The 14,113-nt window shown below is 44.5% G+C and carries 8 protein-coding genes; 7 read left to right on the plus strand and 1 reads right to left on the minus strand.

Annotated elements, in window-relative coordinates; translation table 11 throughout:
- Positions 1-3 precede the first annotated feature (3 nt).
- The 5 genes from L4D09_RS05435 to L4D09_RS05455 all read left to right on the plus strand — a co-directional run bounded on the left by L4D09_RS05435 (position 4) and on the right by L4D09_RS05455 (position 8,481).
- Positions 4-1,740: a glycoside hydrolase family 9 protein gene (locus L4D09_RS05435; protein WP_428456479.1), complete on the plus strand. Its 1,737-nt coding sequence runs from the start codon at positions 4-6 to the stop codon at positions 1,738-1,740.
- Complete coding sequence (locus tag L4D09_RS05440; RefSeq protein WP_428456480.1) at positions 1,733-2,626, plus strand: glucosamine kinase nucleotide-binding domain-containing protein; 894 nt, start codon at positions 1,733-1,735, stop codon at positions 2,624-2,626. The genes L4D09_RS05435 and L4D09_RS05440 overlap by 8 nt, the downstream gene beginning before the upstream one ends.
- Before the next feature lie 2 nt (positions 2,627-2,628).
- A complete protein-coding gene (locus L4D09_RS05445) occupies positions 2,629-4,560 on the plus strand; it encodes a beta-N-acetylhexosaminidase (RefSeq protein WP_428456481.1) in 1,932 nt (643 codons plus the stop codon).
- Between the two features lie 38 nt (positions 4,561-4,598).
- On the plus strand, positions 4,599-7,004 hold the full coding sequence (locus L4D09_RS05450) for a glycoside hydrolase family 94 protein (RefSeq protein ID WP_428456482.1): 2,406 nt from the start codon (positions 4,599-4,601) through the stop codon (positions 7,002-7,004).
- A 64-nt stretch (positions 7,005-7,068) separates the two neighbouring features.
- Positions 7,069-8,481, plus strand: coding sequence for a phosphoglucomutase/phosphomannomutase family protein (locus tag L4D09_RS05455; RefSeq protein ID WP_428456483.1), 1,413 nt, complete (start codon positions 7,069-7,071; stop codon positions 8,479-8,481).
- Positions 8,482-8,629: 148 nt separating this feature from the next.
- Here the strand turns inward: L4D09_RS05455 and L4D09_RS05460 are convergent, their stop codons facing one another.
- Positions 8,630-9,538 (minus strand): polysaccharide deacetylase family protein, encoded by a 909-nt coding sequence (locus L4D09_RS05460; RefSeq protein ID WP_428456484.1) that lies wholly within the window; start codon positions 9,536-9,538, stop codon positions 8,630-8,632.
- 548 nt (positions 9,539-10,086) lie between these two features.
- On the opposite strand from L4D09_RS05460, the gene L4D09_RS05465 reads away from it, so the two are divergent.
- Positions 10,087-12,432 (plus strand): penicillin acylase family protein, encoded by a 2,346-nt coding sequence (locus L4D09_RS05465; RefSeq protein ID WP_428456485.1) that lies wholly within the window; start codon positions 10,087-10,089, stop codon positions 12,430-12,432.
- Positions 12,432-14,111 carry a cyclic peptide export ABC transporter gene (locus L4D09_RS05470; RefSeq protein ID WP_428456486.1) on the plus strand — a complete coding sequence of 560 codons (1,680 nt, stop codon included), beginning with the start codon at positions 12,432-12,434 and terminating at the stop codon, positions 14,109-14,111. The genes L4D09_RS05465 and L4D09_RS05470 overlap by 1 nt, the downstream gene beginning before the upstream one ends.
- Positions 14,112-14,113 lie beyond the last annotated feature (2 nt).

Genomic DNA, 14,113 nt, shown 5'->3' on the forward strand with positions numbered 1-14,113 from the left:
TCCATGCAGCTGTTAACGAATCACTTGGGTTATGAGCGCCATAGCGCTAAGCAAGCTATCTTGCAAGCATCTCAACCTCAGCACTTTAATAATGCAGAGCTGGTATGCAATTCAACTAACAAGCCCATGTTACAGCTGCCTCTCAAGGCCTGTGGTCCGGTAGACCAGTGGCACACCGGATATACCTACACCATCGATTTCACCGCACTAGATACATGTGGTGAGTTCTTTCTTCGTGTTGGGGATACCCAGTCGTCGCCATTTAAGATTGCCGAGGGGCTGTTAATGCATCGCACATTTAGCGATGTACTCCATTACTTCAAGTCACAACGCTGTGGCGGGATCTATGAAAAGGCAGATCAGTACGCGCCTGTTCTTGGTAGCGATAAAACCGTTGATGCCCGAGGTGGCTGGTACGATGCATCGGGCGATGTTAGTAAGTACTTCAGTCACCTTTCTTATAGTAACTACTTAAACCCACAGCAAACACCCATGATCGTATGGAACATGCTTAATACCTTTGAGCTGCTAGGTAATGAGCAAGATATTGCTAACTTCACGCGCATTCGATTATTGGAAGAAGCACTACACGGTGCAGACTTCCTGCTGCGGATGAAATCACCTGATGGTTATTTTTATATGACGGTGTTTGATAAGTGGAGTAAATCAACTGAGCAACGTGAAATTTGCAGCTATGCCACGCAGTGTGGCGTTAAATCAGATCAGTATCAGGCCGCTTTCCGTCAAGGAGCAGGCGTTGCCATTGCTGCTTTAGCGAATGCGGCTCGTCTACTCGATGATCATTCGGTACAAGCCCTTGGTTTTGGTGACGCAAAGCAAGCAGCAGCTTACCTAGATGCGGCCAAAGAGGGATATTGGCACCTGATTGAAATGAACTCTCGCTACCTTGATGATGGCTGCGAAAATATTATTGATGAGTATTGTGCCCTACTCGCAGCAATAGAGCTCTATCGCGCAACGGCAGAAAGCCGTTACTTAAACGAAGCACGTCGCTGGGCTGATCAACTGGCTGCACGACAAGTTAACGATGAGCAATATAGCCACTATTGGTCTGCTAATAGTGATGGGAGTCGCCCTTATTATCATGCAGCTGAAGCAGGATTACCCGCGATCAGCCTTATGCAATACCTCAACATTGAAACCGAATCTGAACGCATTCAGGCTTTAGGGAACGTGGTTCATAATGCGCTTAAATTTGAATTAAGCATCACGAATGAGGTTAACAACCCATTTGGCTACCCTCGCCAGTATGTCAAAGCAATTAATAGCCATAAACACAGTGCTTTTTTTATTCCTCACAACAACGAAACAGGTTATTGGTGGCAAGGTGAAAATGCTCGAATTGCCTCACTAGCTGCAATGGCCTATATGGCTTTACAGTGCTCAGCCGCTTCGCCTTTACACCCTGCATTAAAAATCTATGCACAGCGTTTAACAGATTGGCTTGTTGGCCTTAATCCTTTTGATATATCGATGATAGATGGGCATGGACGAAATAATCCTGACTACCTCTCAGAGTTAGGTTTTCACAATGCCAAAGGAGGGGTCTGTAATGGCATCACCGCTGGCTTTGAAAATGAACACGATATCGCTTTCAACCCCAAACCACACGATCAAGACATACTGCAAAACTGGCGCTGGGGTGAACAATGGATCCCACATGCTGGCTGGTACCTGCTCGCCATAACCTTGCAGTATAAGGAGCGTCACCATGGCTAACTCTATCGCTTACTTCGTTGGTATCGATGGTGGCGGCACATCCTGCCGAGCACGTATTACCGATATCAACGGCACATTACTGGGTGAAGCAAAAACAGGCAGTGCCAACATCTTATTAGGGGCTGATGTCGCAATGCGTTCTATTCAGGATGCCATTGCGACAGCAGCAGAGATCGCGGGATTAAACGAGCAACACTATACCCAAATGGCTGTTGGTCTAGCGCTTGCTGGCGCAGAACAAAAAGACGCGTGGTATGAGTTCATGTCACTGCCACATCCTTATGCGTCAGTAACATTGAATACGGATGCTTACGGTGCCTGTCTTGGTGCTTGGCGGGGACAGGATGGTGCAATCTTAATTGCTGGTACTGGTTCATGCGGCATTTTATTAAGCAACGGTGAACAACATATTGTTGGTGGACGAGAGTTTCCAATTTCCGACCAAGGTGGCGGTGCTGTCATGGGGTTACGCCTGATCCAGCAAGTACTACTCGCATCTGATGGTATTCGAACCACAACCCCACTTGCTCAATATGTGCTTGAACACTTCAACCATGATATTGATGCCATTGTTAGCTGGTCAAAAACCGCTAGACCTTGTGATTATGGACAATTTTCCCCCGCAATTTTTTCATATGCCAGCCAAGGCGATCAACTTGGTATTGAAATGCTCAACCAAACAGCGGCTGATATTGAAATGTGGATGCAAGCACTTATCAATAAAGGCGCGAAGCAAATCTGCCTAATGGGCAGCATTGCAGAACGGATAGTGCCATGGCTGATCCCTCCTATGCAGAAGCATGTCGCCGTTCCTCAAGGCGATGCGATGGATGGTGCACTTACCATGGCTCACGGACACCATAACTTATACCCACTGCGAGGCTAATCATGAGCTACCGTCTGGATTTTGCCGTTATAGAACAAAAAGCCAAGCAGTCACGCTTTGCACTGACCCTTCATAATCTAACTGATAAACCGTTAGATAATTGGTCTTTGCACTTTAGCATTGGTCGCTGGATCACCCCCAACTCATTAACTCAAGGTTCATTACAGCAGCTTGGAAGTTATTGTATTTTTCAACCCAATAGTCGCAATACGCTGGCACCCAATTGTCACTATTATACTGAATTTACAATTGGTACCGCGCCATTTAGCTTATTTGACGACGGGATCCCTGAAGCTTTTCTCTCCATAAATACCAGTGAGAGCTTCATTACCCCAATCCCGGTAGAAGTCACAACCATTGACTTGCAACAGCAAACCCAAGAGCGATTCACCACCGCTTTACCGCCAGCAAACGCGATTAATATTATCCCGGCTCCAAGCTCACTGCAGATATTGGACGGTGTATTTGCCCTCAATCGGCATACTTCAATAGCAAAACCTTGTAGCGAAGCAGCTGGCAGTTGTCGTTGGCTTCAAGCGCAATTAACGACTCTGCTACATGAAGATATCCCAACAAGCCAAAGTGGCAATATCATCTATCAGCAGAATGAGAACCTTAGTGACGGTGAATACTCTGTATTAGTCGAAGCCGAGAATATCTGGCTTCAAGCAAACTCCGCAGCAGGCTTCACTCATGCAACCGCAACGTTATTGCAGCTGATCCCAACAACGCTAAGCCATCAAGCGCAAGCGGCCTATCATATTCCGATGATAGAAGTGCACGATGCGCCCCACTACCACTATCGTGGCATGATGCTGGACTGTGCTCGCCACTTCCACCCCATCAAGCGTCTCAAATTTCTTATCGATCAACTTGCGCGTTTGAAGTTCAATACCTTCCATTGGCACCTAACTGATGATGAAGCATGGCGAATTGAAATTGATGCTTACCCCGAGTTAACGCGAATTGGTGCTTGGCGTGGGCCAAATGAAGCTATCCAGCCTCAATTCACAACGATCAGCCAGCGTTATGGTGGCTTCTATTCCAAGCAAGATATCCGAGAGTTTATTACCTATGCTCAAGATCGCGGGATCACCGTTATTCCTGAGATAGACATGCCAGGCCACTGTCGCGCCGCGATTCGATCGTTGCCAGATTTACTTATTGATCCTGATGATAAATCGCAATATCGCAGTATTCAGAACTACCCTGATAATGTTTTATCACCCGCAATCAAAGGGACGTATACCTTTATTACCAATGTACTTGATGAGGTCTGTGAACTATTCCCAAGCCCATACATTCATATTGGTGGTGACGAGGTACCAACAGGCGTATGGACTGATAGCCCTGCTTGCCACGCCCTTATGACAGAACATGGCTACCAACACCCAGAAGAACTCCAAGGTCATATATTACGCTTTGCTGAAGAACACCTTCAGTCTAAAGGCAAACGTATGATGGGTTGGGAAGAGGCAACCCATGGTGACAAAGTCAGCAAAGATACCGTTATTTTTTCTTGGCAAAATGAAAAAGCGGGCCTCGAATGCGCCCAAGCAGGCTTTGACGTCATCATGCAACCAGCGCAATACACTTACCTCGATTTAGCTCAGGGTTACTCTGCAGAAGAGCCGGGCGTTGATTGGGCCGGAAAGCTCCCACTTGACCATATCTATACTTACCACCCACTTGCTGAACTTCCAGCTGACGATCCTGCTCACCAACATATAAAAGGCATTCAGTGCGCCCTTTGGTGCGAAATCGTCAATAGCCAGAGTCGACTCGAATTCATGCTTTACCCTCGCTTGCTAGCAATAGCTGAAATTTGCTGGACAGCACCAAACAACCGTAATTGGTCAGATTTCAAGGCACGCCTTAATGGCCAGTTAGCTTATTTAGATAAGGCGGGGATCAATTACCGCCACTGCGAATAAAACGCAGGAACACGAATACATTTAAAGGATTGAACACAATGAAATACGGTTACTTTGATAACGACAACAGAGAGTATGTGATTACCCGTCCCGATGTGCCTGCACCTTGGACGAATTACCTAGGTACCGAAAAGTTTTGTACTGTGATCTCGCAAAATGCAGGCGGCTATTCCTTTTATAACTCACCTGAATACAACCGTGTGACAAAATTCCGTCCTAACGCGACGTTCGACCGTCCAGGGCATTACGTTTACCTACGTGACGACCAAACAGGCGACTATTGGTCAATCTCTTGGCAACCTGTAGCCAAAAGCCTTGATGAGGCGAATTATGAGGTACGCCATGGCCTGTCATACTCTAAGTTCAAATGTGAATATAGCGATATTACAGCCACTAAGACCCTGTTTGTACCTAAAGGGGAAGATGCTGAAATTTGGGATGTCGTAATCAAAAACACAGGTGATACTCCACGTACCATCAGTGCATTCTCTTTTGTTGAGTTCTCATTCAGTCATATTCAGTCAGATAACCAAAACCATCAGATGAGCTTGTACTCAGCAGGCACGGCTTACCGTGAAGGCGTAATTGAGTACGATCTTTATTACAACACCAATGATGCTGAAGGCTTCTACTACCTAGCTTCAACATTTGCCCCAGACAGCTACGACGGTCAACGTGATAGCTTCTTAGGTTTATACCGTGATGAAGCAAACCCAATAGCGGTAGAGAAAGGCCAGTGCTCTAACAGTGCGCAAACCTGTTACAACCATTGTGGCTCTTTACACAAACAGTTCACCATACAACCCGGTGAAGAGGTTCGCTTTGCCTACATTCTGGGTATTGGTAAAGGTAACGGCGAGCGCCTACGCGAAAAATACCAAAATTTGGCAGAAGTTGATGCTGCATTTAACGGTATCAAAGCGCATTGGGATGAACGTTGTTCGAAGTTCCAAGTCAAATCGCCGAATGAAGGCCTTGATACCATGATCAACACATGGACACTATATCAAGCTGAAACTTGTGTTGTATGGTCTCGCTTTGCTTCATTCATTGAAGTCGGTGGCCGTACTGGCCTCGGTTATCGCGATACCGCTCAGGACGCGATTTCAGTGCCACACTCTAATGCTGAAATGACACGCAAACGCCTTGTCGATCTGCTCCGCGGCCAAGTTAAAGCCGGCTACGGCTTACACTTATTCGATCCTGATTGGTTCGATCCAGAAAAAGCCGATGTTGAGCCTTCGAAGTCACCGACAGTTGTCCCGACACCATCTGATGAAGATAAAATTCACGGTATTCAAGATACCTGTTCGGACGATCACCTATGGCTCGTCCCAACTATCTGTAAATACGTAATGGAAACAGGTGAAGAAAGCTTCTTTGATGAAGTGATCCCTTATGCCGATGGTGGCAATGCTTCTGTTTATGAGCACTTGAAAGCAGCACTCAACTTCTCCGCTGAATACGTGGGTCAAACAGGAATTTGTAAAGGTCTACGCGCCGATTGGAATGATTGTCTCAATCTAGGTGGTGGCGAGTCAGCAATGGTGTCTTTCCTTCACTTTTGGGCATTGCAAGAGTTCATCGAACTTGCCAAATACCTTGGCAAAACAGAGGATGTCGACAAGTACACGGTAATGGCTGCCGATGTTCGCGAAGCCTGTGAAACTCATCTATGGGATGAAGAAGGCGAATGGTATATCCGTGGCTTGACGAAAGATGGCGATAAGATTGGCACCGCACAACAAACCGAAGGCCGTGTTCACCTAGAGTCAAATACTCTCGCGGTTCTCTCTGGTCTTGCTTCGCAAGATCGTGGCGAGAAAGCGATGGATGCTGTCGATGAGAACTTGTACTCAGAGTATGGTCTCCATCTTAATGCACCGTCATTCTCGACTCCGAATGACGATATTGGGTTTGTTACCCGTGTATATCAAGGCGTTAAGGAAAACGGCGCAATCTTCTCGCACCCTAACCCATGGGCTTGGGTTGCAGAGGCAAAACTCGGGCGTGGGGATCAGGCAATGAAGTTCTTCGATGCCCTTAACCCATACAACCAAAACGACATGATCGAGAAACGTATTGCCGAACCATACTCGTACGTGCAGTTCGTTATGGGTCGAGATCACCAAGATCATGGTCGAGCAAATCACCCATGGCTGACAGGTACGTCAGGCTGGGCATACTTTGCCGTCACCAACTTCATTTTAGGAATACAAACTGGATTCTCCGGTTTGAGCATCGAACCTTGTATTCCAACCGATTGGCCGGGATTTGAGGTTAGCCGACAGTGGCGTGGTGCGACCTACCAAATCAATGTTGAAAACCCTGACGGTATCAGTAAAGGCGTGAAATCAATCACCCTTAACGGCGAGGTTATTAACGGTGTGATCCCTCCACAGGCGGAAGGAACCACTAACATCGTCACGGTTGTAATGGGCTAACTTTTTCGGGAGCGTCCTTTGCGCTCCCACTTTTGCGATAAATGAGAGAAATAGGAGTTCCACCATGATTCAGTTTGGAACCGGTGGCTGGCGCGCCCTGATCGGTGAAGAGTTCACGAAAGAAAACGTACGTATCGTGGCCCAGGCCATAGCCAATATCATGATCACAGAAAAAGTCACAGAAAACGGCTTTGTTATCGGTTATGACCGCCGCTTTTTGTCTGATAAAGCCGCAGTATGGTTTGCCGAAGTACTTGCAGGTAATGGTATCACCGTCAGCTTTATCGATAAGTATGTACCAACCCCAATCGTCATGTTCAAGTCAGGGCAAATTGGTGCAACTTACTCAGCCTGTATTACAGCGTCTCACAACCCAGCTGACTACAACGGTATTAAAGTCTTTATCGAAGGTGGCCGAGATGCCGACGAAGTGATCACTCAAAAAATTGAACAGCAAGTTAGTGCCATGAAGGGCTGTGATGTTAAATCGGTTGACTTTGAAAGCGCTCTTAATGACAAACTAGTTATCTCAATTAACCCGATGAATGAGTTTGTTGATTCAATCATCGACTTTATTGATATTGAGTCAATTAAACGCGCTAACCTTCGCGTACTCATCGACCCAATGTTCGGGGTAGCCAAGAATGCGCTACAAACCGTTTTAATATCAGGGCGCTGTGATGTTGATGTCATCAATGACGGCCAAAATCCATCATTTGGTGGCCTGATGCCATCCCCTAATGCTGCCACCTTATACCGCTTAAAGCACCTTGTCGCTCATGAAGGTTATGACATTGGTATTGGTACCGATGGCGATGCTGACCGCTTGGGGATTATCGATGAAAAAGGTAACTTCATTCACCCTAACGAAGTATTAATGCTGCTTTACTACTACTTACTGGAATACAAAGGCTGGCAAGGTTCTGTCGTTCGAAATATCGCAACCACTCATTTGCTCGATAAAATTGCCGCAGGCTATGGTGAAAAGAGCTTTGAAGTCCCAGTAGGCTTTAAACACATCAGTGCGCAAATGGAAGCGGATGATTCACTGATCGGTGGTGAAAGCTCTGGTGGTTTAACTATTCGAGGCCATATTAAGGGTAAAGACGGTGTATTTGCATCTAGCTTATTGGTTGAGATGATCAGTGTTACAGGCAAGAAACTGTCCGAAATGCTCGATGAAATTTATAGCAAATATGGCTATGCCTACACCGCAGAAGGCGACTGTACTTTCAAGCCAACTGACCGACAGCGCCTCTATAACAAAATTTATACCGATAAAGAACTGCCTGAATTTGAATGGGACATTGAAAAAGTTAGCTATGCCGATGGTGCAAAGGTTTATTTCAAAAATGGCGGTTGGGCGCTAGCCCGCTTCTCTGGTACTGAACCATTACTACGCCTTTTCGCTGAAATGGAGAACCAAGAGCAAGCTGAAAAGGTTGTTCAGCAACTTAAAGCATTTTTAGATATTTAACGATCCCCCCTTTCAATGCTGGCGGCGATCTAACGCTGCCAGTATTGACACTGCTGTTGAGTCCTAAAGTAACACGCGTATAGCTGTTACATTTCGCAAGCCGTTTACGGTATTCGCGACAAGGGTAGCTACGCTACCCTTTTTCTTTTCAAGACAAGGCTTTTTCAGCTATCACGAACTCTCTTTGCCCGTTCGATAACCGTCTTGGCAATGCAAACATTTCCCCCTCTTCAGCCAGAGGATCAATCGTTACCGCGCTTTTCATGCCAACCTGGTGGCATAAGTGAACCTCTCTAGCACCATAACAGCCATAAGGGTATGAAAAGTGGCTCACCGCAATCCCATTGTCATTAAGCCGCATTATTGACTGAGTTATCTCTTGTCGCGCCAATTTGTCACTCAATCGAGTTAAATTGGGGTGGGTGACCGTATGTGCGCCAATGGTTACCAATGGATGCTTATCAAGCTGCCTGATCTGATCCCAGCTCAGAGAGAAAGAACGATAGCGTTCTGTATCAATGCCGTTACTTTCAAATACCTGCTTCATGTCTCGTAATGAATAAGCACATTTATCCAAGACTGAAACGAGGGTTTCATATGCTGCTTTTTTTTCTTCAATACCCGAACACGATTCAGAATAGCATTGCCCTTCCACCAAGAGATTAACGTGTTTCTGTTTCAATATAAGATCGTGAAGAATTCCCGCCACATGTACAATTTCGCCATCAGGGTACCCCGTAGTTATATAGACACACGAAGGTATACCTCTTTTTTCTAGGATCGGAAGGGCTATATCTAGATAATTACTGAACCCATCATCAAATGTAATGGCTACCGACGGTTTATTTAGTGATAAATTCTTATTTGATATTAAATTCATATCAACAAAATCTACATCCAGTGCTAATAACTGTTCTATTTCGTTAATAAAGTCACTCTCATTCATTTCAAAATCAGGATAAAAACCTAACCGTTCACTCATCATTTTTTCATTATAAATATGATGATAGCCTAATATTGTCACTTTCCCAGGCATTAAACTTATTACTTTGTCCATGTAATATCCACAATATTTTAAAGATAATTAAACATTTGAAATATAGCGATAGAATAATTCAATAAATAGTCATTAACTATATATTTCATATTTTCAATTTATTTTGCGAGTCAGATTCAATTATTAGCCTTATCAGTATGAAAGTACCAAATACACCAATATGAACTCAATATCAATTAACATTAGAATAAAACAAGCAGATATCACAGAGTTAAATAAAACAAAACTTAACATTTAATATAAATGTTAAGTAACCCGTGATGAATTAATTATCATCAATTTAATCAATTCAAACAATATCAATCTTATTTATGCAGATATAAAATCCACGTCGACACTTTTATTTAACAAAAAATCAAGATGTTCATCCAGTACGGGTAACAATAAATAAAACCACTACAGGACATTTTCCATTGCGTAAATACATATTATCCCTCAAGAGGTTTCCTCTCCTATCGAGAGTATTCATCTGGGTAGGTGTACCCAGTATCATATTTCTGACTACTACCTTACTCTACTTTCGACAAAGTCTGCCACAACAGAGTGGAGTGATTACGATCGAAGGCATCACTCAACAAGTCACCATTAGCCGAAATGCCAATGCGATACCAACAATAAAAGCAGCAACCGATCTCGATGCTTTTTTCTCTCTTGGCTTCACCCATGCTCAAGATCGCCTTTGGCAAATGGAAACCAATAGAGCCATTGCTGCAGGTAAATTGAGTACGATAATTGGTGAAGAAGGCCTACAATCCGATATTCTAATGCGCACTATGGGGCTAAAACATAACGCTGAAACCATGGCGGCGGCGATTACAGGATGGGAACGGCAAGTACTTGATGCTTATGTAAAAGGCGTGAATCAAGGTATTAGCCAACTCAATACCCTTCCCACAGAATATCACCTACTTGGTATCACACCAGCAGCTTGGACCGATGTTGATTCTATGCTCTGGATGCAACTGATGAGCTTTCGCCTCAGCGCGAGTATGTGGCGAGAAATCGCTGCAGCAACCCTAGTTCAATCATTTGGCGTCGACAAAGTTCAAGACTTACTCCCAAATTATCCATTAGATCTGGCCACTGATACCTTAGCATTTAATAGTCAAAGCCTAGATTCCCTGCTCAAAATGACGCCAGACAATATCTCGGCACCCAAACCTCATATGGGCAGTAACAGTTGGGTAGTCAGCGGCCGTCATACTGCATCCAAAAAGCCTTTACTGGCGAATGATCCGCATTTAAATAATTCCCTGCCGTCAATTTTCTATCTAGCCAGTTTACAGGGCGATAAGATCAACATAAAAGGAGCAACCTTCCCGGGCCTTCCTTTCATTGTAATTGGTGCCAATGAACACATCAGCTGGGGCATGACCAACATGCTCGCTGACAATGAAGATGTCTACCTTGAAAAAATCAATCCAAACAATCGCTATCAATATGAAGTAGATGGTCAATACCGCGATATGGAAGTCTCTGTCGAAGAGATAGCAATTAAGCAAGATTTATTACGACGTCAGCCTGAGCCCTATCAGCTTGAGGTCCGTCGTACCCATCACGGCCCGATCTTAAGTGATGTTTTTATTCCACAGAATAACTACGCATACAGTGTACGCTCGACAGCTGATGACCAAACAGGAGGCACCTTCAAGAGCTTTCTCGCTTTAAATTATGCCAAAGATTGGGAGAGCTTCAATACCGCACTCAGTGACTTTGTCGCGCCAATACATAATTTCGTCTACGCCGATAAATCAGACAATATTGGCTACCTTGCACCCGGAGCTTTCCCATTACGCAAAAGCAATAATGGTCCATTCCCAGTTGCTGGCTGGCTAAGTGAAAATGACTGGCAAGGTTGGATCCCAACTGCGCAATGGCCCCGAGAGTACAATCCCGAGCGCGGCTATATCATTACAGCCAATAACAATGTTCCTGGCGATGACTATCCATACTACCTTGGTAGTGATTGGGCACCAGGCTACCGTGCCAAGCATATTCAACAACAACTTGATACGCTTATTAATGAGCAGGGAGGAAAGCTGACAGCCAGTGATATGCAGTCGATACAGCTGGATGTTACCTCCCCAGCACTTGTGTTACTTCGTCCTTATATTGAGCAAATCTCAGCAACATCACCAAGTAAAGCCCAGCTTATTGCCCCCTTGCTAAGCTGGGATGGCAACATGGCTATTGACAGTAGTGAAGCAACGCTTTTTTACTCTTGGATGCAACATTATAAACGTCTACTACTTGAAGATAATGCTGAAAGGATCAACAACACGCAACAGGCAGAACAATTACTACGGGAGCTGATTCTAGAGGATAACCTACCGTTTATTGTCCGCACTCTTAAAAATAACAGCTCAGGTTGGTGCAACTATTTACGTCGAGAAGGAACACAGGATTGCCTTGAGTTGCTCTCCATTTCACTCGACCACACCATTAATGAATTAGAAAGAGAGCTAGGCAGCAACATCAATAATTGGCAATGGGGGAATGCTCACAAAGCACACTACCCACACTTCCCGTTCAGTGATCCTAACTTTGGCCCTGATTTACCAGACGACGTTGAGTATCCATGGGACTTTGTATTCCATCGTTCAATATCAGCCGTAGGTGGCGGCTATACCGTGAATGTGGCACCTGCTAGTTTTGCTGAAGAAAGTCGATTTGCCCAATTTTACGGTGCAACTTTCCGTCAAGTCATTGATATGTCAGAGCCCCATCAAGCAGCATTCAGCCTTTCTACAGGCCAATCAGGTAATGTACTTAGCCCCCATTATGATGACATGCTCCCACGCCACCAGCAGGGTCGCTACACCACTATCGGTCAAGAGCAAGCACATAACCTTACGCTTCTACCTCAGCACACAACCAAATCGGAGCTGCAATAATGGGACTTAAAAAGATTTCAGATCTCTATTGGCGCACCAAACCTAATTTATTTTTTCTGTCAGTGCTGCTTGGTGTGGTAACCGGGATCTGCTATTCCCTACTGATCCCGTTTATTATCTATGCGACCAATTCAGACAGGCAACCAGATCTCAGCTTAGAGGTAGAAAACTTCCATTTTTTTGCCTCGCCCACGGCAGATCTCGCCGTCGTATTTCTCGCGACTTGCCTTGGGATCATTGTCATTAAATCAACCTCGTATATCTTATCAGCGATTATCGCTCACCATGGCGCTGTGGCACACCGAATAGAGATATATAAAAAAATCAACAACTTGCCCTATGTGAAATTAGAACAAATTGGCCAAGCTAGGCTCATTAATCTACTGAATGTCGATATCAAACACATCACGTTGGCTGCGACGAGCCTCCCTCTAGTGTGGATCAGCCTAATTACGATTATTGGTACGCTGGGCTATCTGATTTACCTTGATATTAAAGTGTTCAGCTTTGTTTTAATGTGCCTAATCGGAGCTATAGTTACCTATCAACTCCCAATCTGGTATGCCAACCGCTATCTCACACGCTCACGAGAACAATATGACCGCGTTCAGCAAGGGGTCAGAGGTCTCATCCTTGGTGCCAAAGAATTAAAACTCAGCGCGGTGAAAACGAAAACCTTTACCGATAAAGAGTTGGTAGATCCCGAAGAACAGGCACTTAACGCTGAAATTAAAGGGCTCTCAATACTTACCTTTACTCAGGTATACGGTGAAATCATTGCCTTTCTAATCATTGGTGTTGTTGTCTTCCACCTGCCCTATCAATATCCACTCGGAAATATAGAGCTCTTTGGTATCGTTATGGCTCTGCTTTACCTCACGGGTCCAGTTGCCGCAATACTCACAAACCTCGAACACCTGCAGAAAGGGCGAGTTGCGCTAAGTAAGCTACAAGACTTTTACCATGATTTAGATAGCGAAGAGTCAGCTGGCTCTGCTGCCATCTCACCCAATTGGTCAGCGTTGTCACTCAATAACGTAAGCTACCGCTACCCAGGTAATAACAGTAGTTTTGCTCTCGATAATATATCCCTTATTTTCAATAAAGGAGAAATTACTTTTATTATTGGCGGAAATGGTTCTGGTAAATCAACCCTATCAAAAATCATTTCACTTCACTACCAACCTACCCAGGGTCATTTATTCTTAAGTGACCAAGTAATATCGAATAATAACCTAGCCTGTGCTCGTGAGAAAATTTCAGCAATATATACCGATTACCATTTATTCCCAGAATTATATGGTCAATGGAATAATCAAAAAATCAACGAATACCTTCGCTACCTTGAGCTCGATAATAAAGTAAAAATCATCAATAACAGATTCAGTACCACCTTATTATCTGATGGTCAAAAGAAGCGCCTTGCTTTACTCAGCCTATTACTTGAAGACCGTAATATTTGCTTATTTGATGAATGGGCCGCCGATCAAGATCCTAGATTTAAAGATATATTCTATCGAATTATTTTGCCCGATTTAAAACAGCAAGGAAAAGTCGTCATTGTTATTTCACACGACGACCGCTATTTCGATTGCGCAGATAAAGTTGTGGTTATGGATCAAGGGTCAGTAAGAGAAATAACAACTCAGCTTGATAAACAATTAGATCTCACCACATAAAT

Origin of the sequence: Photobacterium makurazakiensis (genome assembly GCF_050336715.1) — a bacterium.
Taxonomy (GTDB): Bacteria; Pseudomonadota; Gammaproteobacteria; order Enterobacterales; family Vibrionaceae; genus Photobacterium; species Photobacterium makurazakiensis.